We start from the raw sequence: 22719 nt of genomic DNA, 5'->3' as shown, positions 1-22719 counted from the left end.
TAACGCTAACTCATTTTTTAATTTTAAATAGAAAGTTATAAGCTTCTAAGTAACATGAATTAAGTAATTGATAAATTAGGTAACCACAGAGGACACCGAGGTGCTACGCACTACACTGAGAAAAGCAAAAACTCTGTGCAGGCTCGAAGTGCCCTCTGTGCAGCGCAGCGTCTCGGTGGTAAAATGTTACTCGTAGATGATTAAGGCGCAGCCGTTGAGGTGCTTCTAAGTAACATAAAGTTAAGAGGTTTATTTTTAAGTAAACATAAAACTGGAACACCTTCATTTCCGAAGTATCTTATCGGAAATCCATAGTGTTTAAAAACTGGATCCTCGATTCAGCTTTGTGGTTCCAGACCAAAGCTAAGTACCTACGTCCTGTAGGCAAAAACACCACGAGGATGACGACGTAAATTTTTGGTGTATGCTTATAGCAATGTTACTAGTAGATGGTTGGGGCGTAGCCGCTGTTTTGCTAATAGATTACTTAAAGTGCCTATCAAAAAAATTCATAATAGTTTTATTCAAATGCACTTTTACTTTTTTTCCGCGCATGCTGTGCTTGCTGCCGGGATAAGTCATTAACTCAAATATTTTCCCTTCATCTTGCAGTGTTTTAATGAGTTTGGTGGTGTTGCTAAACAGTACATTATCGTCAGCCATTCCATGATAAATCATCAATGGACCTTCTAAACCTGCAACATAAGGAAGCACGCTAGATTTTTTATAACCGTCAGCATTAACCTCAGGATGATTTAAATAACGTTCTGTGTAATGCGTATCGTAAAGTAACCAGTCAGTTACTGGCGCACCACTAACACCGGCTTTGAAGTAATTACCTGCTTTGAACATGGTCATTAACGCCATATAACCACCATAAGAATGACCAAAAACACCGATACGATCTTTATCAACAAACTCTAATGAACGTAGGTATTCAACGCCCTTAATTTGATCGGCAACTTCCACTTCTCCTAATTTTTCATGTATGGGAAATTCAAATGCGGTGCCACGATAATTTGAACCACGGTTGTCCAGTTGAAATACAATATAACCCTGCTTCACCATGTACTGAGTGACATCTGCACCTTGCCAACTGTTTTTCACTAGCTGAGCGTGTGGGCCGCCATATACGCGAACAATAACGGGATATTTTTTACCCGGCGCCATATTTTCAGGTTTGTATAGTTTGTAATAAAGACTTGTTTCACCATCACTTGCGGATAGTGCGCCAAATTTTGGTTGTATTAAATTATTATAATAAGGCGAAATTGGATGATCTTTGGTTACTTTATTTTCTTCTAGCCAAGTTACATGCTCGCCATTAGCTTGGTGTAAGCTAACTTGTTTTGGCGTTGAAATATTAGAGAAGCTATCAATATAGCTTTTACTATCTTTACTAAAAATTATGCTATGAAAACCGTTACGTTTGCTAATTCTATCGACATGTTCAGGTGATTTACCATTGAGCGGTACTCGATACAAATGACGTTCCAGTGGCGTGTCAGCGCGACCAGTAAAATAGATTAAGCCATTTTTTTCATCGACATGTTTGATTGAATCAACAACCCAGTTTCCTTTAGTTAACTGATTTATCAACCTGCCATTATTGGTAAAATGGTATAAATGTTTATAACCATCGCGTTCTGAAGCCCAAATAAACGATTTATTATCACTTAAGAAAACTAAGTCGTGATGTAAATTTAACCAATGATCTGATTGCTCAGTTAGCAAGGTTTTTTGTTTTCGTTTTTTAAGATTATAGGTTTTTAACGTTAACGTTTTTTGATCACGGCTTTGCCATTGATAAGATACTTCTTTACTATCGGGTAGCCACTTTACTCTTGGGATGTAAAAATCATTTTTATTATTTTTTGACGTAACACCTTGAGCTTCATCAAGGGCAATAAAACGCGTTTTTTTACCTTTAATATCAGTGACTGCTAACTGAATATTGACATTGTTTGTGCCCGTAGCAGGATAACGCTGTTCAATTAATTCTATTTTTTCGGCATAAATTTCATTACGAATAACTACTTTTACCGGTGATTCATCAACACGTAAAAAGGCAATGTGCTTTTCATCAGGTGACCACCAATAACCGGTCATTCTATCCATTTCTTCTTGGGCAACAAATTCACTCATGCCATTTTTAATGTTGTTGCTACCACCGTCTTTAGTCAGCTTTATCTCTTTACCGTTTTCAATATTCAATACGAAAATATTTTCGCCACGAATAAAAGAAACATAATTGCCTTTTGGTGAAAATCTAACATCGGTTTCAAAGGCGCTTGTTTCGGTTAAGCGTTTGGCTTTTTTAGATTCTAAATGGTAATAATAAATATTCCCATTAAGTGGAAATAATAAAGCACTGCCGTCTTTAGAGAATTTATATTCCATAATGCCAAAGCCATACATGCGTTGACGCTCTCGACGCGCTTTTTCTTCATTAGAAAGCACTTCCATGCCACTAAAAAGCACTTGTGAGCCAACGAGTAATTTATTTTCATTACTCTTTAGATTGTATTCCCATAAATCATATTGATTTAAGTCGTCACTTTTTCCTTGTAAATAAGTAACACGAGATCCATCAGGAGAAAGTTTTAATGATTTTGGTGTCTGGCCATTGAGTGAAGGTGAGCTAAATATACGTTCTATGGAAAGTTGTTCATTTACTTGAACGTTGGTTTCGTTAACTAGTTCTCCGGCAAGTATTTGCTGTGAGATAAATAAGGCACAAACCATGAAAAATGAAGATGTTTTTAGTTTTTTATTCATAAATAATTCGTATTGGTTAAATATTTCTTAAATAAAGTTAAATTAGAAAATGTATAAAACGCGAATCAAATAAAAGCTAATGTATCATTTGATTTTTACACTAATAATTTTATGCCTGCTTTCGCTATTTACGCATGATATTAAAGGGAACTATCGCGCGATTTAAAATGTATTTATACCCGTAATCATTCAAAGTGCGTGATTTCAGTGGGAATTAAAAGCCATTTAAGCAAGGCATTAAATTTATAGAATGGTTGTTCCATTCTTTAATTTAATAACGCAGCATAAATTACTTTTAAACCCATCGAAGAAGGGCTTGAGCAATATCACTTCATCGTTGCTGTGATTTATAAGGGAGTAACCATTATTACATCACAGCGCCTTGAATTGAAATCGCTCAAGCACTCTGAAACCTGCATTTTGAATGGTAACGGGTATAGTTGCATCATTCAGTCGTTTTGGCCGCTAGGTGCTAGGCAAGTTTTGCCAGATAAGTAACGTCACTAAAAATAACCAAGTTTTATGGTAAAGCATTATCTTTAAAGCAGGAAACCAATGCAAGGATCAAGGCTCGAATTATCACATATATACCCGTAATCATTCAAAATGCTCGATTCAGAGTGCTTGAGCAAATCTAGTTTGAGGCGCGTCAATTAAATCATGGTCATTCCCTATTTCTTTGACGCTACAATGAAATAGGTTTGCTCATGCTCTTCTACGATGGGGCTAAAAACGATTTATACGTCGTTATTGATTTAGTGAATGGAACAACCATTCTCTGCAATCAAAGCCTTGTCTAAATCGTTTTTTTCTCCCACTGAAACATGCATTTTGAATGTTCATGGGTATAAATGGAGAGAGTGATTAAGTGCTTTACAAGATAATCAGCAATACAAGCACAGCATTGATCTTTTATATTTTTAAAATATGTGCTGTTCTGGACTTTGTTGACACTAGTTACATAAAAAAGATATCGTCTTTTTAGAACATTGAGCTAAAGGAGATAGTCCGTGCTTTTGATACGAATTTTTAGTCTCTATGAATAGGCTGTTTTGTGACATACTCTGTAGTGTTGATAATTTAATAGGATGAAAAATGGATCAAAAAAAAAGACCAAGGAGTTATAGCTGTACTGCTCAAACGTTTTGAAAATGATCGTTACCCTAGGGCGCAGTTACTTAAAACGAAGGTTGATAATGGCGGTGTACTCGACGAACAGGATCTATCTTTTCTTGAGCAGGCACTAGATGATACCCACCAAGTATTGGCGTTATTATCGCGTCACCCAGAATATGATTCTTTGGCAAAAGAGATCATGTTGATGTACGAGGAAATCATGAGCAAGTCTCAACAAAATAGTATCGAAGCTTAATCTGTTATTTTAATCGGCACTAATTATTAGAAAACATCAGTGAATTAAAGTCCTTTAGATTAAACTCTAGAATAAGTTCGGTATCGATTAGGGTTATCTACATACACTTATCCATTTAAGAATTAGTTCTATCAAAAACTTTGTGTAACTCACTCACGCTAGAGACTGGAATGATGGTAACGCCAGCGGTTTCTAGCCTCGGACTATAATTTCGTTTTGGCAAAATGATTGTTTTGAAATCGTTGCGAATGGCTTCTTTGACCCGTTCTTCACCTGACGGTACTGGACGTATTTCACCAGAAAGCCCTATTTCACCGAAGGCAATTGTGCTTGATGATAATATGGAATCATTGTTTGATGAAATCATCGCTAAAACAAGAGGGAGGTCTGCACCAACGTCTTTAGTTAAGTTCACCCCCGAAACAACATTAACGTATATGTCATTTCCGCCAATGTTTACCCCCATTCTATTTTGCAATATTGCTAGTAGCATAGACATACGTTTGTAGTCAAAACCAACGCCTCCTCGTACAGGGTTTTCACCGTGGGATTGTGTGACGAGTGATTGGATATTGATAAGTAAGGTTCTGCCACCATCGTTCGATGAATAGGCCATGTTGCCGCTAGACTCTATGCCGCCTTTTTCTAAAAAAATAGCTGATGGATTTACAATATCCTGCATTCCTTTTGCCGTCATCGCGAATGTTCCAACTTCAGTGGTATCGCCAAAACGGTTTTTAGATGCGCGCAAGGTACGATATTTACTGTCATCTTCACATTCAAGCTTACACATAGTGTCGCCGATATGTTCCAACACTTTTGGCCCTGCCATATCCCCTGATTTTGAAACGTGACACACTAGAATCACGGTTACACCATGTTCTTTGGCCAGTCGGTTCAATATAGATGCAGATTCTTTAACCTGTGTTACGCCGCCAGGTGCGTTAGGAAGTGAACTCACAAATGCGGTTTGGATAGAGTCAATAATCAAAAACTTATATCCCTCTGCCACAACGACATCACAAATTAACTCGACATCACCAGAGTTCATTATGTCTATATTGCCAATATCAAGTTGTAGTCTAAGGCCGCGATCACGCACTTGGCTTTTAGACTCTTCGCCTGAGGTATATAAAGCCTTTCCTATTTTACTGAGGTTTGAGCAAGTTTTTATCAGTAATGTGCTTTTGCCTGCACCGGGATCGCCTGCTACCAAAACTACCGATGCTTCAACGATACCGCCACCTAATACACGATTGAATTCAGAACTTCCTGTGTCAAAACGGGTTAACTTTGTATCAGATACTTTACTAAGGTTTTCAATTTTAGCGTCTTGTTTTGAATAACCTTTATGCTGTCTTGCATTAGGAGTACGCTGAGTAACTGTCTTTGCTTCTTTGAATTCGATTATAGTATTCCACACGCCACAAGAACATTGACCTAACCATCGTTGGTGGGTTTCACCACATTCACTACACATGTATTGAGTTTTTTCTTTCTTGGCCATTTTAATCTCGTGGTATATATCTCGTGGTATAATAGTTAAGCTGTTTTTATATACAGTATATCTATGTTTCACCTGTTTGCAATATAACGTGTGTCTTTCTTGAGTAGAATGAGAAAAAAATATCAGAAATCTTTCTGGTAGTGTTCTGATCATATTCGCGTTAATCACTCCTCTATAGTAAGTAGAAGAGTGATTAGGTATTAATGCATGTTAATGCGGAGGGTTAAAATTGGACGAATATTTATACCAATCTCACTAACTATGTGTTCATTTCTACTTGTTAAAACAACCAAGTACTTCGTTATTTATTTAATAATTAACGCTGCATGGATGCAGCTTATTAGACAATGCAGGAGCATATTGTCCTGAACAACTAGTTATTAAAATAAATGCCTTGTACTTGGCCGTTTTTCCTACGTATAAAATAGACCACCTAATTAATGAAACTGGTATTAGCTATTAATCGCTTTAATTTCTAGAAAATCATCAAAACCGAACTCTCCCCATTCACGGCCGTTGCCTGATTGTTTATAACCACCAAAAGGCGAGGTATAATAATGTGAAGCGCCATTAATACTGATCATACCAGCACGTATTCTTCTCGCCACCCGTTTGGCTCTGTCAGCATCTTCTGAATGAATGTAGGCCGCTAAACCGTATGGAGTATCATTGGCTATTTCTATCGCTTGCTCTTCATCTTCATAAGGGATCATCACTAAAACTGGTCCAAAAATTTCTTCTCTAGCGATTGTCATATCGTTATCTACATCGGTGAAAATGGTAGGTTTAGCATAATAGCCTGTTTCAAAACCTGTGGGTTTACCTATTCCACCCGCTAATAAGTTAGCACCTTCATCAATTCCCTTTTGGATCATAGTTTGAACTTTATTAAAATGATCTTCACTGACTAATGGGCCAATATGATTACCATGTTCTTCGGGGTTGCCAACCTTAATTTTAGCAATGGTGGCTTTGGCAACATCAACGGCCTGTTGATAATGACTAGCAGGAACTAACATTCGTGTAGGCGCATTACATGACTGGCCTGTATTACTCATACAACCTAATATGCCACGCTTAACTACTTTTTCAATATTGGCGTCATCTAGGATGATATTAGGTGACTTTCCGCCTAACTCTTGAGCGACTCTTTTAACGGTGTCTGCTGCCGATTTTGCAATAGCAATGCCTGCGCGTGTTGAACCAGTGAAGGAGACCATATCAATATCTTTATGTGCTGAAATGGCCGAACCAACGCCCATACCATCACCATGCACCATATTATAAACACCAGCAGGGTAACCAGCATCGTGCACCATTTGTGAAAATAACTGTGCTGACAAAGGTGCTATTTCGCTAGGTTTGAGGATCATTGTACAACCAGTAGCCAATGCTGGCGCTACTTTACAGGCGATTTGATTTATCGGCCAATTCCATGGTGTTATAAACCCACAAACACCGATCGGCTCTTTAATTATTTGTGCATTAGCTAAGGTTCTTTCAAATTCAAATTCTTTTAAAGCTGATAATGCTGATTTAATATGACCTTTACCACAATCAGCCTGAGCATTTATAGCAAAGTCAATTGGTGCGCCCATTTCAAGTGAAATCGCATGTGCCATCGCATCATAATTATCTTTATATTGTTTTAATAACGCTTCCAATAAAGAAATACGCTCCTCGACACTGCTATACCCAAATGATGAAAAAGCTGTTCTGGCTGCTGATACTGCGATATCAACGTCTTTAGCACTTCCTAAAGAAATAGTGGCAATGGTTTGTTCTGTTGCCGGGTTAATTACCGGGAAATCATTAGCAACCAATGGACTTACCCATTGACCATTGATATAAAACTCTTTGCTGTTTTTCATGTAAATCTCCAAATTAATTGTGTATTTTGCAAACATTTACTTAGTGAACCAAGGTGTTTCTCAGGGGGATGGGCTGGAATGAAAATAGCATTCACGCCGTGAGCAATAGAATTAGTATATACCCAAGCGACTTCAAAATGCTTGTTCAGGACTGCTGAGCAAATCATACTCTACGTTGCATTTCTTTTTAAGGGAATAACCCTTAATAAAAAAATGCGCCTTGATTATGAATCGCTCAGCCTTCCTGAAACGAGCATCTTCAAGTGGATCGGGTATATATTGAGCGTTTATTAAAATATAGGAAGTGCAAAGCTATTTACTTACTTTCATTCACTGTATAATGATATTTTAAGCATGATGGTTATACTGACTTTCTTTTGCTGTAAAGTGAATGCCTTTTGGCATCATCAGATAACCCATAAGAGTTAAATAATTTAATGAAACCCTATTCAGATATTGCCGAATTAATTGAAACGTTAGAGTCGGAAATAAAATTACGTACTGAACAAATAGCTACCTTGAAAGAAGCGCCTCAGAGCTTTAATGAACAAGTAATTTTTAAATATATTGATACCTGTAGTACCGGCAAAACAAAAGACTTTGTTAGATCGTTAGGCGTAAAATCTGAGCGTGGTTCATTATTTTCATCAGGTGATGTAAGTAAGTTAATAAAATCTGGAGCCGATGATATTTCACCAGAATTACTTGCTATAGCGCGAAAGATGGCTAGTATGAAAAATAAAAATGGTAATCATCGTTAATCAACAATACAATTTGACGCTTAAGGCGTCTTATATTAAATTTACATTCTGATTTGTAATGGTGATAGCAAGTCAGAATTATATTTTTCACCAAAGATAAAGATAAAGAGAACGTTATGAGTAAAGGTATAGTTAAGTGGTTTAATGCAGATAAAGGTTTCGGATTTATTACTCCAGAAGACGGAAGTAAAGATTTGTTTGTTCATCATTCAGAAATTCAAGCAGGCGGTCAATACGCCACATTGGCTGATGGCCAAGCTGTAGAATTTGAAGTAGGCCAAGGACAGAAAGGTCCATGTGCAAATAAAGTTGTTGCTGTTTAAGCGATAATATATAACAAGTAAGTAAGCGGATACCTTATGCGTAGTCGCTTACTTATGCGTTATTAATAGAAAACATATTTCCACTTCAGCACTAAAAATCACTGTGCCTAATGTGGCAATAACGCCTATCTGAACAATGCAATTCCATTTCCTCTTGGTCATATAATGCATTGTAGCTAGTCGGATATTCATCCGTCCTCCTTACGTCTTCGCGAATAAACTGAGCAATAAAACTCCTCTATAAAATATCTATACCCATGTTACTTCAATATGTCGGATTCAGCTGGAGTTAGAAACGTCTTTAGGCAAGGCTTTGATTGAAGATAAGGGTCGTTCAGGAGAATGTGCTCCTGCATTCTCTAATAAGCTACATCCATGTAGCGTCCTTAAAAAGAGATGCGCCTTGATCATGAATCGTTCAGCTGCCCTGAAACGCACATCTTGAAGTATCATGGGTATACACCGAGTTAACTTTACACTTACCTTTATATTACAAGATGTTAAAAATGTATTATGTGGTACGATTGGCTATTGTTAACATTTTATTTTAAGTGGATTCATTTAACTCAATCCAAAGTGGGAGAAAGTAATGGATATTCAAGCTGAAAAACAAATTCGAAACTATCAAGTGGCAGTAATAGCTAGTTTACTGTTTGCTCTGCTTGGCTTTTCATATAATGTCTGGCGTATGGAGATTACTGAAGAAAATGCTAATACCAGAACGGCATGCTTTGAATTACTGTTAGTATTATCTGAATTAGAACAGTTAGTATATTCGGCTCACTATGATAAAAACACCATTGAAGGTAGCCCAAGAAAAGGCTGGGTTAAAGTTGGCTTAACGGTTGATTTAAGTGTGCTAACGACCAAAAAAGTTAAACATTCAACGCTTAAGTTAAAAGAAGTCTGGTCAACTCATTGGGAGTCTATTGATAACGACGAACAATCAGTACAGGCTATCGTTCTTTCAATTGATAGCTCACGTACTGAAATTAAAATGCTACTGCTAGATCTTAAATAATCAAAAATAAAACTTGCTCCTTTAATAAATGTAATGCAATTTATTTACGGAGCAAGTATCAACAATTAACCCTTTAACTGACAATATGGTTACGAAATAGCGCGTTAATATCATCTTCACTATAATTGAGCGTTTTTGATAGGACCTGATGGCTATGTTGGCCCAAATCAGGGGAAGCGCTGTTATATTGCAATGGTGTTGCTGAAAGATTGATCGGAGAGGCAACAGTATCTATAAGTTCCCCTTGTTTATTCGCTATTTGTTTCACCATTTCTCGATGCTTTATTTGAGGATGATTAAATACCTGTTCTAAGGTATTCACAGGGCCACAAGGCACGGATACACGCTCAAGTTGTTCAATCCACCATTGGCTGGTGTATGAAGCAAGTTTGCCCGCGAGAACAGGGACTAGCTTGTCTCGGTTTATGACTCGCTGTGCATTTGTTGCAAACAAAGGATCTTCAGCAATATCAGAGCATTGGGCCACTTGACAAAATTGGATAAATTGATTGTCGTTGCCGACAGCTAAAATAATACTGCCATCCTGAGTCGCAAATGTTTGATAAGGGACAATGTTGGGGTGTCCGTTACCTAATCTTCGCGGATTTTTACCCGTGGTTAAATAGTTCATCCCCTGATTAGCTAATGTGGCCGCTTGAACATCAAGTAAAGCGATATCAATATGCTGACCTTCGTTGGTGTGCTGTCTGGCCATCAATGCAGCTAATACCGCATTACAGCTGTATAACCCTGTCATGACATCAACGAGAGCAACGCCAACTTTCATGGGGGGACCTTCAGGTTCCCCTGTTAAGCTCATCAAGCCACCTTCACCTTGAATCATCGCATCGTAACCCGATTTATGTGCGCTTGGACCACTTTGACCAAAGCCTGTAATGGAGCAATAAACCAGCCGTGGGTTTATCTCTTTTACACGTTGATAATCAAGACCATATTTGGCAAGGCCACCCACTTTGTAGTTTTCAATGAGCACATCGGCCTGAGCAATTAAGTCTTTGATCACTTTTTGTCCTTGCTTTTGGGTAATATCAATAGCAATTGACTGCTTGTTACGGTTTACGCAATGGAAATATGCAGCCTGTGGAGGTTGTTCTGCGGTAGCGTTTTTAATAAAAGGAGGACCCCAAAAACGAGTGTCATCACCTTTTACCGGACGTTCTACCTTGATGACTTCTGCGCCCATATCTGCCAACATTTGCGAAGCCCAAGGTCCAGCTAAAATACGGCTTAAGTCAATAACCTTAATATTCTCTAATGCCGAAGTCATTAGCAAAATGCCTGATATCCAGTGATAGCACGGCCTAAAATTAAGGCGTGAATATCATGGGTACCTTCATAAGTGTTTACTGCTTCAAGGTTCATCATATGGCGAATTACGCCAAATTCATCACTAATACCATTACCGCCATGCATATCACGGGCAACGCGCGCAATATCAAGAGACTTACCACAGTTATTTCGTTTCATTAAAGAAATTAATTCAACCGGACATTGGCCAGCATCCATTAAACGGCCCATTTGTAGGCAACCTTGCAAACCTAAACTTATTTCTGTTTGCATATCAGCCAATTTCTTTTGAATTAATTGATTTGAAGCTAATGGGCGACCAAATTGTTTTCTGTCCATGGAATAGTTACGAGCGGCATTAAAACAGAATTCGGCAGCGCCTAATGCTCCCCAAGCTATGCCATAACGCGCCTTGTTAAGACAACCAAAAGGCCCCGCTAAACCTGAAATTTCTGGAAACATATTCTCATCGGGAACGAAAACATTATCCATAACGATTTCACCGGTTATTGAGGCACGTAAAGAAAATTTCCCTTCAATCTTGGGGGTAGATAAACCTTCCATGCCTTTTTCAAGTACAAAGCCACGAATTTTTTTATTGAATTTTGCCCAAATAATAAACACATCTGCTATTGGAGAGTTAGTAATCCACATTTTATTACCGGTTATGCAATAACCACCGTCAACTTTTGCTGCATGAGTTGTCATTGATGCAGGATCGCTACCCGAATTTGGTTCAGTTAAACCAAAACAACCAACCCATTCACCTGAGGCAAGCTTAGGCAAGTACTTCATTCGCTGCTCTTCTGTGCCGTAAGCATAAATTGGATGCATTACCAGTGAAGATTGCACACTCATTGCGCTACGATAACCACTATCAACACGCTCTACTTCACGGGCGATTAAACCATAGCTAACATAGTTAACTTCACTGCCACCATATTGTGCTGGTAAGGTAGCACATAATAAACCTAGCTGACCTAACTCACGCATGATTTCACGATCAAAAACTTCATTTCTATTCGCTTCTAGCACACGTGGTTGCAATTTCTCTTGGCAATAATCATAAGCCGTATCACGGATCATGCGTTCTTCGTCAGTCAGCTGATTGTCAAGAAACATAGGATCTTGCCAGTTAAAAGTGGTGAGTGCTTGGCTCATGTTATTACTCCGATTGAATTTTATTACGTATTGATAATTTATTGTTACACTCTAGCTAAATCACTAAGATAAATATAATATATAGTTATTATATTTTTGATATGTTTTATTTATTGGTGTATTTATATGAATTTAAAACGGCTTGAATATTTTTGTCAATTGGCTGTCATCGGTAACTTTACGCGGGCGGCCCATAAAATTGGCATTGCTCAACCTGCATTAACTATTACCATACAAAAACTAGAGAAGGAAGTTGGGTTAAAGCTGATTAACCGTGCTGAAAAAAATGCGATATTAACAGCTGAAGGCAAAGTGCTCTATAAGTTGGCAACTCAATTATTAAGCCAAGCAAAGCAAGTAGAATTGGAACTGGAAGAATTAAAAGATCTTGAGCGCGGTACTATTCGATTTGGTGTTTCTGCGATGATGGGCTCTTATTATTTTCCGAAAGTGTTGACAGAATTCAAACAGAAATATCCGAATATAAAAATACACTTAGTTGATCAAGGCACGGCAGCACTTGAGAAAATGCTGTTAAACGGTGAGCTTGATTTAGCCCTAGTTCGAGGTGATTTAGAAAACCCACAACTGCGATATACAGAACTTATTAATGAAGAAGTAGTGGCTGGCATGGTGAAAACGCACCCATTAGCAGTAGAAAAAACGCTTTCACTGGCACTATTTTGTCAACAACCATTGGTGTTATTTCATGAAGGGTACTTTTTACGTGAAGTGGTTAGCCACTATGCAAAAAAAAATCATGTAGTGTTAGATATCCGAATGGAAACTAATCTCATTGAATTGCAAAAATCCTTGGTTTGCAATGAAGTGGGTATCACAACTTGTCTGTCACGTATTTTACAAGATGACCATCAAATGACCTCAATACCTTTTGAACCAAAAATTGAATTTAAGTTAAGCCTCGCATGGAAAAAAAATCATTACCTTTCCAAAGCAAGTAAAGCGTTTATAACTTATTTATACCAAAGCCCTTAATTGCAGGAAATGGTTGTTCAGGATAATGTGCTCCTGCATTATCTAATAAGATACATCCATGTAGCGCCATTCCCAAAATCAATAACGATGCTTAAATCATTTTTATCCCCATCGAAGAAGCGGTTTAGTATTTTGAACGATTACGGGTATATTGGGTTCAACAAAGCCTGAAGGTGATAGCGATTAACCTGATAAGTTAATAGCGTCAATATTTTGAACTTTTGCATTATAATTTAGCACTGAAATAGCATACCCGGCAAAATCACCACTACGAGTTGAGAACTTTATCTGCCAAAAGTCTGATATAGCATTCCAAACTTTAAAATCGGTATAAGTAGCGTGAATACTAGGATGTTCAGTAAGAACAAGCATAGGCTGTTTTAATGTTCTATATTTATCCTTTACTATTAAGGCATAAATATTGCATTTCTTATATATAAAATAAGTTGCATTTAATTTACGTGAATAGTTGTTAAATACTATTGCTGAATTTAAGTGGTTCAAATTATAATGCTTTTAATTACTTTATTGATTCTAAATAAAACAATATTTCATGACTAAAGACTTTTCAAAATACCAAGATATCATTGATAGTTTTCGTGGCAAAGTTAATAAAGCTGGCTTTGATACTAAGTTTGCATTAAGCACTAATCACCTTGCTAAAACAGAAACATTCATTTTAAAAATGGAATTAAAACGTTTAGCTGCTGCTTGTACTCGCTCCATTGATTTGCGTGGTTTAGTTGATGGTGTATGTAAACTGTTTGAATATAACGGTCAAAGTCACTTTTTAGATGATGTGGCTATTCGTGTATTTGAAGATAATGTTGCCGAGTATGGTGATTACACCTTTGGTGTTTATGATGCGGTTAAAAATACTGAAAATAATTTTCGGGTTATTTATCAAAATGAGCAAGCGGGTAATATTCGCACTTCTGCTGATTCGTTGAAGAAAATGCAAGAAAAATTGCAATATCCAGCTTCCTTATATCAATTTGATGATTACGATGACCGTTTTGAAGAACGGATGAATTTTGCGATAGCAATTATAGTTATCCTAGAAAATAAACAAGAATTGAAAGCAACTAGTTCTGATATCAGTATGACGGGCTGTAAATTTCGTTTAACCAATGAAAGACCGCTAAAAATTGGTCAAATAGTAGAAATTCAATTTTCGGGCTTAGAGCAAGAATTTCAGTTTAGCACTACTGATGTATTCCCTTTTGAAGTTAGAAATATTCATCGAGATGGTAATACTCAATTAATAGGTTGCCAACGCATTCAAGTATCAGAGAAGGATATTTTAAAGCAGTTTTTATCAGGTTATATTCAAGGGAATAAGCGCCGTTATAAAATCAACTTAGAAAATACTATCACTGCGCTACAAGCGCGTAGTTTTGAGCAATACCTTTTACCTAAATTAACCGAATTACCTGTTTTTATTGAAAAAAATGAAAGTGGATTAGTACCTCGATATGCATTAACAACGAATAATAACCAAGCCATTTATCAATATTGGCAAGATGAAACAGGTAATTCTACTTTATCTTTGCTCTTAAATGAAAAGCGACTAGAACGTTTACAGAAAACGACTGATAACTCGTTATTAGTCTATAGTTTTATTCATCAAACACAGGGTAAAAGTTTTTTTTATTCGATGGATACAGAGCAATTGCTAGCAGAGAGCGGTTTTTCTTCTTTCTTTTTAACGTTTGCAGCGAATCAAAAAACATTTTCAATTACTGAGCTATCTTGTGTAAAGGTTGATCAAAATCACGCTCACTCTGCATTTACGTTAGCGAATACTCATTCTTTGAAAGAACAATATATTAACTTGCCTCCTTCCGATGAGGTTATAACTTCCTTAGCGTTGATACCCTTTATATCTGTTGTTAATGATATAACTCATCCGAGCCTTGTTGCCCATTACCAGCAGATTTCTAGTGGGAAAATATCGTCTGCGAATTTAAAAAAATATGGTCATCGGCGGCTCACAAAACCAATTATAGTTGATGAGTTGGGCGTTAGTTATAAAAATCAACGGCAAGAATTACGTTTTATCTATGATACGCCCGTAATTATTGAGTGTGAAAAAACACACTGGCAGGGAAATTCTCATGACTTTTCAGTTTCAGGCTTGAAAGTTGAGTTAGATAATCCCGCTATGCTTGCAAAAGGAGATGTTGTTTATTTAACTTTTCCTAAACTACAAAAAATAACCTCAGCTTTCGATCTTAAGCAGTTGTCTTATGAAGTAGTACGTATCAATAAAAAGAAAACGATTCTTAATTTGCGAGTACACGTTAAATCTCATAAACATATTGGTCGAGCATTTTTTAAATTATTAATTAGTAAAAACCGTCATAAATTAACGCCAGACGAATACGCTATGTTAACGCCGGGTTTAGCTGATGCTTTGCGCACTAGTTATGCCAAGAATATGAATGTACCTGCTCTACTTGTGCAAGCGAGTGGTAGCCGATACAAGATAGAGGCAATCGCGAGTAATAATGATTCGAGTGAATTATTTAAGCAAATGAGACGATTGAGTGACCGTGAAAATTACTATAACTTGTATCCTTTACTGACTAAGTTACAATCTAGCGGTTTACTTGAACAGCATTTAAAGACGTTATTAATGGGTGATGAATCTATAGCAGAATTACTTTATATTGCGGTAGATATAAATGAATTTAAAGTAGACAAATCAGTACAGGTTACGCTGGATAGTGAGTTAAGTACGCCAGAATTAAAACGATTATTCATCAAGAAATCTTTAAAACGCGGGCAGTTTTATTGTTTGAAGCTTATGATTACACGAACAAACGAACCAGATATGGAATATCTTAATGCAGAGCTAAGTTATATTAGCTCATATGCTCTTCATCGTGGTAAAAAACTTGAGCAAGACATTTGGAGTGTTGTTGGTATGATTCAGTGCTTTGATATAACGAAGGAAGCACTGTCTTGTTATAACTTACCTAACGCTTAAGCCTCAAATAACTGAGCCTCAAGAATTAAGCTTCAAGAGGCGAAATATTAACTTAAACTGCTACGCTAACCAGTGAAGTAGACAATCTAAACCTTGTTTATTAATACTACTATCCGCTTGAGCTAAAACGATTGGTTTGGCATGAAAAGCAACACCAAATCCTGCTGCCGCCATCATAATGAGATCATTGGCACCATCACCCATTGCAACGGTTTGACTGGCGGGTATTTGATATTGCTCTGCTAGCAGTGTTAATGAGTCAGCTTTAACTTGTGCATCAACCACTGAGCCTAATACTTTACCGGTTAATTTACCGTCGACAATATCTAATACATTGGCAAAGGTGGCATCAAGTGCTAACAATTCTTGTAAATGATCTGCAAAGTAAGTAAAACCGCCTGATGCCACAGCAATACGCCAGTTATGTTTTTTCAGCTCGCTAATTAAGTTTTCTAACCCAGTCATTAAGGGGATGTTTTTAGCAACATCTGCCAGTATTTGCTCTGGCGCATTTGCTAGCGTTGCAACACGTTGGTGTAAGCTTTGGGCGAAGTCTAATTCTCCTAGCATGGCCAGTTCAGTAACAGCTGCTACTTGCTCGCCTACGCCGGCTAATTTTGCTATTTCATCAATGCACTCAATTTCTATGGTGGTTGAGTCCATATCCATTACTAATAAACCAGGTTCAGCAAGTTTTGGAGCATCTTTAATTAATGCTGCTTCAATCCCATGCGCTAAGGCAAAATCAGCGATAGATTTTCGAGCTTTTATAAAGTCAGTACAAGTTACACTAAAGCGATAGCTGGTTTGCTGGTTGCGTGTATTAATGGTAGTTAAGGCATTAATACCAATGTGACTTGTATTTTGTAAAGCTAATAAGCTTTTCATAGTTAAATCAGCAAAAACAACGAGCTCTTGATTTGGCGAATCAATAGTTGCTCTTTCACATAGCGTTAAAGCGTTATCATTTAAAACAAAGTGAATAGGTAAACAATCAGGTATTTGAGGTTGATTGAAATAAGATTCAAGTGATAAGGATAATATTTTGGTAGAAAAAGGCACATTAGTAGAAAAAGACACGTTAACTCTCTATTATAAGTGTATGTATGCTCATGCAATTTTGTTAAAGAGGCACAGCAAGTTTATTATGAAACAATCAGAACAGCCTTTATACCCTAAATTATCGCCAATTTATAATAAAATTCTGCAATTACTTAGTGCTATTTTACTTATTGTGCTTTTGATGACGCTGTGGGTGTCTACCTCGGAAAAAAGTGAGCAGGTGTTATCCCTGCATTTTGAGCAGACAGCTGATAAATTTTTGCAACAAGCCATTGCTGGTATTTCAGTGTTACTCGCTGAAAAAACAACATCACAGAGTAAAAAATCACGAAATGCTCAGTTACAGTCTTATTTAAATCACTTAGGAGAGGCCGATTTTATCAAACAAGTACACTTGTATGATGAAACGGGTTTATTGCTATTAAAATCGGTATCTGGTGGTGAAGCGAGTGCTTCTATAAAATCACTATATGGTATTGATGAAAGTTTGAAAACACTCAACAAAAGCGGTAAATATAGCCCCTTTGTTAGTGAAATTCGTACGGATAAATTAATAGGGTATTTACGATTGACGATTGAAAAGTCATATTTGACCGCTACCTTAGCAAAAGACAATGAAAATTCGCAAACCTTGTACCGATTTTTGTTGATTATTGCAGGTGTGGTGGGATTTTTATTAACGCGAGGGTTAAATCGCTTTAGCCGCCAAGGTTTTAGAATGCCTGATATTAATACCAAATGATAAGTTAACGGCTAAAAAATAACTCGTCAACATTGCTTTCTATTTGTTTGGCTATTATTTCTTCTGGCTCATCTCTTATGATACATAAGGCTTTAAATACAGTAAGTAGATTCAATGGTGTATTGATTAAACCTTGTTGGCCAAAAGGGGGCATGGCAGGGGCATCGGTTTCTAATAGTAAGGTAGACAATGGTAAACGTTTAACTGCATTAATGGTTTTTTTTGATCGTTCGTAGGTAATGGTGCCGCCAATACCCAGTTTAAAACCTAAATCTACATAGGCTTTAGCTTGTTGATAACTCCCTGAAAAAGCATGAATAACACCTGTTCTGTTTAGTTTGATCTTTTTTAATAGCGGTAGAATTAAATGATGAGATTGGCAGTGATGGATAACGACAGGTAAATCATTTTGGTTGGCTATGTGCAGTTGCATTTCAAAGAATGCTTGTTGTAAATTTAAATTATTAGTTAATGCTTGCTCACTTTCAGTATTCTTTTTTGCTTTAAATACATCAATGCCGCACTCGCCAATGGCAACTATATCGTTAATGTTTTTTATTACAGCTTGTTTGAGTTGTTGTTCATTAAACGCAAGGTCGATATTTTTAGCTGACTTTTCGTTAAGTAAGTTGTCTTGAATAATAATAAACCACGGGTGTATGCCTAAACAGCATGAGATGTTAACGGTGCTATTTGCTTGAGTAGAGTGTGCTTGAGCGGGTAATGATAAGACTCGATGCCAATGTTCTGGATTTACTGAAGGGACAATAATACGGTTAATATTATTTTGTTGGCATTGACTCAGTAGCTGAGGATATTTGTGCTGAAACTCAATAAAATCAAGGTGGCAATGACTATCGGTAAACTGCATCATTGCCCCCTATTTTATCAATAATTAGTATTATTTACATTCTATCCATTACTTCAATGCCTAAAATATCTAAACCTTGTTTTAAGGTTTGCGCTACTATTTGGCACAAGGCTAAACGTGAAGCTTTAACTTCGTCGCTAATACCTTCTTTAAGAATAGGACAAGCTTCATAAAAACTCATGTAAAGGCTGGCTAATTCATAAAGATAGTTACATAACAAGTTAGGCGTGCATTCACTAATTACCGCATCTACTACATCTTCAAGTTGTAATAGTTTTAATGCTAAGGCTTTTTCTTGTGGCTCAATAATAGCGATAGTCGCTTGAGTTTGAGTAACACCTGCTTTAACAAAGATACTTTGAATACGTGAATAAGCGTACTGTAAATAAGGAGCGGTAGCGCCTTCAAAACTCAGCATGGTTTTCCAGCTAAAAATATAGTCACTGGTACGGTTTTTTGATAAATCGGCAAATTTAACAGCACCTATGCCTACTTTTTCGGAAAGAGCCGCTAACTCAGCAGCATCAATGTCTGGGTTTTTTTCTTTAATTAAATCACTGGCACGACTGATTGCTTCGTCTAGTAGCTCAGCTAATTTGATCGTGCCACCAGTACGGGTTTTAAATGGCTTGCCATCATCTCCCATCATCATACCAAATGGACAGTGATCATAACCAACGTGCTCAGGCAATAAACCCGCTTTACGGGCAACTATTTCAACTTGTTTAAAATGTAGTGATTGGCGGGCGTCAGTGAAAATAATGATGCGATCGGCCGCTAATTTATCACTGCGATAACGACAAGCAGATAAATCGGTGGTGGCATATAAGAATCCGCCACCCGACTTTTGTACAATAAGTACAGGAGCATCGCCATCTTTATTGGCCATTTCATTAATGAAAACAGCTTTAGCACCTTGGCTTTCAACCGCAATTTCTTTTGCCATTAACTCATCTACAACAATTGACAAATCATCGTTATAAGCGCTTTCACCCATGATATCGCTACGTTTTAGCGACACATTTAACTTAGCGTAAATCTCTTCACTGTGCGCAATAGATATATCAATAAATTGCTGCCATAATTTGGCAGAGCCAGCATCACCACTCTGCAATTTAACCACATCAGCACGAGCGCGGTCTGCGAAGCCTTCTTCGTTATCAAAGCGAACTTTTGCTTCCCGGTAAAAGTTTTCTAAATCACTAAGTGCCGTTTCAGCCACTTCGTCGCTCGCTAATTTATCGCTTAAATGCGCGATTAGCATGCCAAACTGTGTACCCCAATCACCCATGTGATTTTGGCGAATAACTTTATCACCACGAAACTCTAAGGCACGTACTACGGCATCACCAATAATGGTTGAGCGTAAATGACCAACATGCATTTCTTTGGCAAGGTTAGGTGCGCTGTAATCTACTACTACTGTTTGTTGCTTATCTTGTAAAGAATCTTGTAGAGAGTCTTCTGAGCCAGTGCCTCTTTGTGTTACGCCGCTATGCTCATCTTGGGCAACCGTATTAAGTTGTGCGGCAAGCCAGTTTTGATCTAAATGAATATTAATAAAGCCAGGGCCAGCGAGTTCAATTTTGCTAGCGATACCGTCTAGGTCCAGCTCAGCAACAACCTTAGTTGCGAGCTCTCGCGGATTAGTTTTTAATTTCTTAGCTGCACCCATCACGCCATTGGCTTGGTAATCACCAAACTGCGGACGGTTTGATAAACTAATCGCTGGATTAGTTCCTACAGGTAGACCTGCAGCAACCATTGCTGCACTGACTTTTTCTGATAGTATATTTTTAATATTCATTTCGTTATCTCATTCTCTTTGCTATTTGGCTCAATAGCCGCATCAATCGTGCTCACTGACTATCGTCAGCTCCGCGCGTTTTCTTTACTCTTGAACCAACTAACTGCGAGAATAGGGCAACTCACAGTTAGTACATTTATTTATTTTTTGATGTTATTGTAAAACATCAAACTTTTTCTTAATTTGCTCGGGTTTGGCAAAGTAGTTTGTTTATTTTACAAGGCGCTTGATTATTTTTATAAAGGAGCTTAGTACACTAAGTGACTGCATAAAAATGATTAAGCAACGCCGTAAAATGACAAACTAAAAAGCCAAACTAGTGTTCACGTGTTGAGTGGAACGCTATATCGGGATTACGCTCTTGTGCTAACGATAAATTCACCATGGTTGGGGCAATATAAGTTAAGTTATTGCCGCCATCCAATGCCAAGTAATCACCGGCTTTTTTTCTAAACAGTTCTAAGGTGCGTTCATCATCACAACTGCACCAACGAGCCGTTGCTACGCTGATAGGCTCATAAATGGCATCAACCTTGTATTCTGTTTTTAATCGTTGTACTACCACTTCAAATTGCAATACACCGACTGCGCCAACGATCATGTCATTATTGATAAAAGGTCTAAATACTTGTACAGCACCTTCTTCCGAAAGCTGGATTAAACCTTTTTGTAATTGCTTCGCTTTCAGTGGATCACGTAAGCGAATACGTCGAAACATTTCAGGGGCAAAGTTTGGAATACCACTGAACTTCATCATTTCGCCAGCCGTAAACGTATCACCAATCTGAATGCTGCCATGATTATGTAAACCAATAATATCACCCGCATAAGCTTCTTCAACTTGCGCTCTATCACCGGCCATAAAGGTTACCGCATCGGCAATTTTTACATCTTTACCTAAGCGTACTTGTTTCATCTTCATGCCTTTTTCATACTTGCCTGAGCAAATACGCATAAAGGCGATACGGTCACGATGTTTAGGATCCATGTTCGCTTGAATTTTAAAAACAAAGCCTGAAAATTTTTCTTCCTCAGCGGTCACTTTTCTTGTGTCCGTAAGTCTTGGTAGAGGTTTAGGTGCCCATTTAGTTAGGCCATCAAGCATATGATCAACACCAAAGTTACCCAATGCCGTACCAAAAAAGACTGGTGTTAGCTCACCTTTTAAGAATTCATCTAGATCAAACTCGTGTGAGGCACCAAGCACTAATTCCATTTCGTCACGGAAATCTTCGGCAAATGGACCAATGGCTTCATCAAGGGCTGGATTATCAAGGCCTTTGATTACGCGTCTTTCTTGAATCATGTGTCCTAAACCAGATTGATATAAAAATATCTCATCGGTAAGTAGGTTATAAACACCTTTGAATTCTTTACCCATTCCTATCGGCCAAGTAATAGGAGCACATTTGATATTTAAAACTGTTTCAACTTCATCCATCACTTCAATAGGATCTCTAACATCGCGATCCATTTTGTTCATAAAAGTGATGATAGGGGTGTCACGTAAACGGGTGACTTCCATTAGTTTAACTGTACGTGCTTCAACACCTTTGGCAACATCGATAACCATTAAGCAAGAATCTACCGCCGTTAGTGTTCGATAAGTATCTTCAGAGAAGTCTTCATGGCCGGGAGTATCTAATAGGTTTACTAAGCAATTATTGTAAGGAAACTGCATAACTGAAGTGGTGATAGATATACCACGTTCTTTTTCCATTTCCATCCAGTCAGACTTCGCATGTTGACCTGATTTTTTACCTTTCACCGTACCTGCTCTTTGTAAGGCTTGACCAAACAATAATACTTTTTCGGTAATCGTGGTTTTACCCGCATCGGGGTGAGAGATTATGGCAAAAGTGCGTCTAATATCTACTGCTGCAATTTGTGGGGTGGTCATTTTTTAAAATCTCTTAGTTTCACATACTAGTGCACTTAACATGCGGTATTAATGTTTAATGACGGTATTTAATGGCCGTACTTAATTGGGTATTGGGCGAAAAATGTAATATTCAATTTAATGCTCAAAATAAATGCGCGGATTATATCACAAATAAAAAAACCTAATTAGTGACTTTTTCTTCTTTTAATAATGAAAAAATATTAATTAGGTAAAAGTACGATAGTTCAAGTGATGGTCACTTAAG

Annotated in this window: 17 protein-coding genes; 6 read left to right on the top strand and 11 right to left on the bottom strand. The window is 37.5% G+C overall.

All coding sequences use genetic code 11. The features are described from left to right. Positions 1-483: 483 nt before the first annotated feature. From DWA31_RS11135 to DWA31_RS11125, 4 genes are all read right to left on the bottom strand, one after another. A complete protein-coding gene (locus DWA31_RS11135) occupies positions 484-2745 on the bottom strand; it encodes a S9 family peptidase (protein WP_114326712.1) in 2262 nt (753 codons plus the stop codon). Between the two features lie 1211 nt (positions 2746-3956). Next, a complete protein-coding gene (locus tag DWA31_RS17715; protein WP_281268631.1) occupies positions 3957-4085 on the bottom strand; it encodes a hypothetical protein in 129 nt (42 codons plus the stop codon). A 180-nt stretch (positions 4086-4265) separates the two neighbouring features. Beyond that, the gene (gene radA / locus DWA31_RS11130; protein ID WP_168427333.1) at positions 4266-5657 is read right to left on the bottom strand and encodes a DNA repair protein RadA; all 1392 of its coding nucleotides are present in this window, start codon (positions 5655-5657) and stop codon (positions 4266-4268) included. 452 nt (positions 5658-6109) lie between these two features. After that, positions 6110-7528 carry an aldehyde dehydrogenase family protein gene (locus DWA31_RS11125; RefSeq protein ID WP_114326656.1) on the bottom strand — a complete coding sequence of 473 codons (1419 nt, stop codon included), beginning with the start codon at positions 7526-7528 and terminating at the stop codon, positions 6110-6112. A gap of 437 nt (positions 7529-7965) precedes the next feature. Between DWA31_RS11125 and DWA31_RS11120 the strand changes: the two genes are divergently transcribed. The 3 genes from DWA31_RS11120 (at position 7966) to DWA31_RS11110 (ending at position 9633) form a co-directional block, all read left to right on the top strand. After that, on the top strand, positions 7966-8289 hold the full coding sequence (locus DWA31_RS11120) for a hypothetical protein (RefSeq protein WP_114326655.1): 324 nt from the start codon (positions 7966-7968) through the stop codon (positions 8287-8289). 116 nt (positions 8290-8405) lie between these two features. Continuing rightward, positions 8406-8612 carry a cold-shock protein gene (locus DWA31_RS11115; RefSeq protein ID WP_114326654.1) on the top strand — a complete coding sequence of 69 codons (207 nt, stop codon included), beginning with the start codon at positions 8406-8408 and terminating at the stop codon, positions 8610-8612. Between the two features lie 589 nt (positions 8613-9201). Next, positions 9202-9633: a hypothetical protein gene (locus DWA31_RS11110; RefSeq protein ID WP_114326653.1), complete on the top strand. Its 432-nt coding sequence runs from the start codon at positions 9202-9204 to the stop codon at positions 9631-9633. Positions 9634-9706: 73 nt separating this feature from the next. Here DWA31_RS11110 and DWA31_RS11105 read toward each other — a convergent pair whose 3' ends face one another. Both DWA31_RS11105 and DWA31_RS11100 read right to left on the bottom strand, forming a co-directional pair. Further along, positions 9707-10921 (bottom strand): CaiB/BaiF CoA transferase family protein, encoded by a 1215-nt coding sequence (locus tag DWA31_RS11105; protein ID WP_114326652.1) that lies wholly within the window; start codon positions 10919-10921, stop codon positions 9707-9709. Then, on the bottom strand, positions 10921-12102 hold the full coding sequence (locus tag DWA31_RS11100; protein WP_114326651.1) for an acyl-CoA dehydrogenase: 1182 nt from the start codon (positions 12100-12102) through the stop codon (positions 10921-10923). Before DWA31_RS11100 ends, DWA31_RS11105 begins: the two co-directional genes overlap by 1 nt. A gap of 126 nt (positions 12103-12228) precedes the next feature. On the opposite strand from DWA31_RS11100, the gene DWA31_RS11095 reads away from it, so the two are divergent. Then, complete coding sequence (locus DWA31_RS11095; RefSeq protein ID WP_114326650.1) at positions 12229-13098, top strand: LysR family transcriptional regulator; 870 nt, start codon at positions 12229-12231, stop codon at positions 13096-13098. A 183-nt stretch (positions 13099-13281) separates the two neighbouring features. On the opposite strand, the gene DWA31_RS17040 is transcribed toward DWA31_RS11095, so the two are convergent. Then, positions 13282-13470 (bottom strand): hypothetical protein, encoded by a 189-nt coding sequence (locus DWA31_RS17040; protein ID WP_136037988.1) that lies wholly within the window; start codon positions 13468-13470, stop codon positions 13282-13284. Positions 13471-13651: 181 nt separating this feature from the next. Here DWA31_RS17040 and DWA31_RS11085 point away from each other — a divergent pair, with 181 nt between their 5' ends. Next, the gene (locus DWA31_RS11085) at positions 13652-16090 is read left to right on the top strand and encodes a PilZ domain-containing protein (protein ID WP_114326648.1); all 2439 of its coding nucleotides are present in this window, start codon (positions 13652-13654) and stop codon (positions 16088-16090) included. 60 nt (positions 16091-16150) lie between these two features. Here the strand turns inward: DWA31_RS11085 and serB are convergent, their stop codons facing one another. After that, positions 16151-17170: a phosphoserine phosphatase SerB gene (serB, locus tag DWA31_RS11080; RefSeq protein WP_245942591.1), complete on the bottom strand. Its 1020-nt coding sequence runs from the start codon at positions 17168-17170 to the stop codon at positions 16151-16153. A 67-nt stretch (positions 17171-17237) separates the two neighbouring features. On the opposite strand from serB, the gene DWA31_RS11075 reads away from it, so the two are divergent. Next, positions 17238-17894 carry an AhpA/YtjB family protein gene (locus DWA31_RS11075; RefSeq protein WP_114326710.1) on the top strand — a complete coding sequence of 219 codons (657 nt, stop codon included), beginning with the start codon at positions 17238-17240 and terminating at the stop codon, positions 17892-17894. A gap of 4 nt (positions 17895-17898) precedes the next feature. Here DWA31_RS11075 and DWA31_RS11070 read toward each other — a convergent pair whose 3' ends face one another. From DWA31_RS11070 to prfC, 3 genes are all read right to left on the bottom strand, one after another. Then, entirely contained in the window at positions 17899-18765 is an 867-nt protein-coding gene (locus DWA31_RS11070; protein ID WP_114326647.1) for a TatD family hydrolase, read from the bottom strand. 34 nt (positions 18766-18799) lie between these two features. After that, entirely contained in the window at positions 18800-20572 is a 1773-nt protein-coding gene (gene argS, locus DWA31_RS11065) for an arginine--tRNA ligase (protein WP_114326646.1), read from the bottom strand. A gap of 316 nt (positions 20573-20888) precedes the next feature. Continuing rightward, entirely contained in the window at positions 20889-22472 is a 1584-nt protein-coding gene (gene prfC / locus DWA31_RS11060) for a peptide chain release factor 3 (RefSeq protein WP_114326645.1), read from the bottom strand. Positions 22473-22719 lie beyond the last annotated feature (247 nt).

This window comes from Candidatus Colwellia aromaticivorans (assembly GCF_003333305.1).
GTDB classification, from domain to species: Bacteria; Pseudomonadota; Gammaproteobacteria; order Enterobacterales; family Alteromonadaceae; genus Colwellia; species Colwellia aromaticivorans.
Note: the sequence above shows the minus strand (reverse complement) of the source record. Positions and strands in the feature narration are given on the sequence as shown.

Excerpts from the sequence above, each read along its gene's own strand:
- DWA31_RS11125 (WP_114326656.1), bottom strand. The coding sequence starts at position 7,528 with ATGAAAAACAGCAAAGAGTTTTATATCAATGGTCAATGGGTAAGTCCA.
- DWA31_RS11115 (WP_114326654.1), top strand. The coding sequence starts at position 8,406 with ATGAGTAAAGGTATAGTTAAGTGGTTTAATGCAGATAAAGGTTTCGGA.
- DWA31_RS11110 (WP_114326653.1), top strand. The coding sequence starts at position 9,202 with ATGGATATTCAAGCTGAAAAACAAATTCGAAACTATCAAGTGGCAGTA.
- DWA31_RS11120 (WP_114326655.1), top strand. The coding sequence starts at position 7,966 with ATGAAACCCTATTCAGATATTGCCGAATTAATTGAAACGTTAGAGTCG.
- DWA31_RS11070 (WP_114326647.1), bottom strand. The coding sequence starts at position 18,765 with ATGCAGTTTACCGATAGTCATTGCCACCTTGATTTTATTGAGTTTCAG.
- DWA31_RS11075 (WP_114326710.1), top strand. The coding sequence starts at position 17,238 with ATGAAACAATCAGAACAGCCTTTATACCCTAAATTATCGCCAATTTAT.
- radA (WP_168427333.1), bottom strand. The coding sequence starts at position 5,657 with ATGGCCAAGAAAGAAAAAACTCAATACATGTGTAGTGAATGTGGTGAA.
- DWA31_RS11095 (WP_114326650.1), top strand. The coding sequence starts at position 12,229 with ATGAATTTAAAACGGCTTGAATATTTTTGTCAATTGGCTGTCATCGGT.
- prfC (WP_114326645.1), bottom strand. The coding sequence starts at position 22,472 with ATGACCACCCCACAAATTGCAGCAGTAGATATTAGACGCACTTTTGCC.
- DWA31_RS17040 (WP_136037988.1), bottom strand. The coding sequence starts at position 13,470 with ATGCTTGTTCTTACTGAACATCCTAGTATTCACGCTACTTATACCGAT.
- argS (WP_114326646.1), bottom strand. The coding sequence starts at position 20,572 with ATGAATATTAAAAATATACTATCAGAAAAAGTCAGTGCAGCAATGGTT.
- DWA31_RS11100 (WP_114326651.1), bottom strand. The coding sequence starts at position 12,102 with ATGAGCCAAGCACTCACCACTTTTAACTGGCAAGATCCTATGTTTCTT.
- DWA31_RS11105 (WP_114326652.1), bottom strand. The coding sequence starts at position 10,921 with ATGACTTCGGCATTAGAGAATATTAAGGTTATTGACTTAAGCCGTATT.
- DWA31_RS11135 (WP_114326712.1), bottom strand. The coding sequence starts at position 2,745 with ATGGTTTGTGCCTTATTTATCTCACAGCAAATACTTGCCGGAGAACTA.
- DWA31_RS11085 (WP_114326648.1), top strand. The coding sequence starts at position 13,652 with ATGACTAAAGACTTTTCAAAATACCAAGATATCATTGATAGTTTTCGT.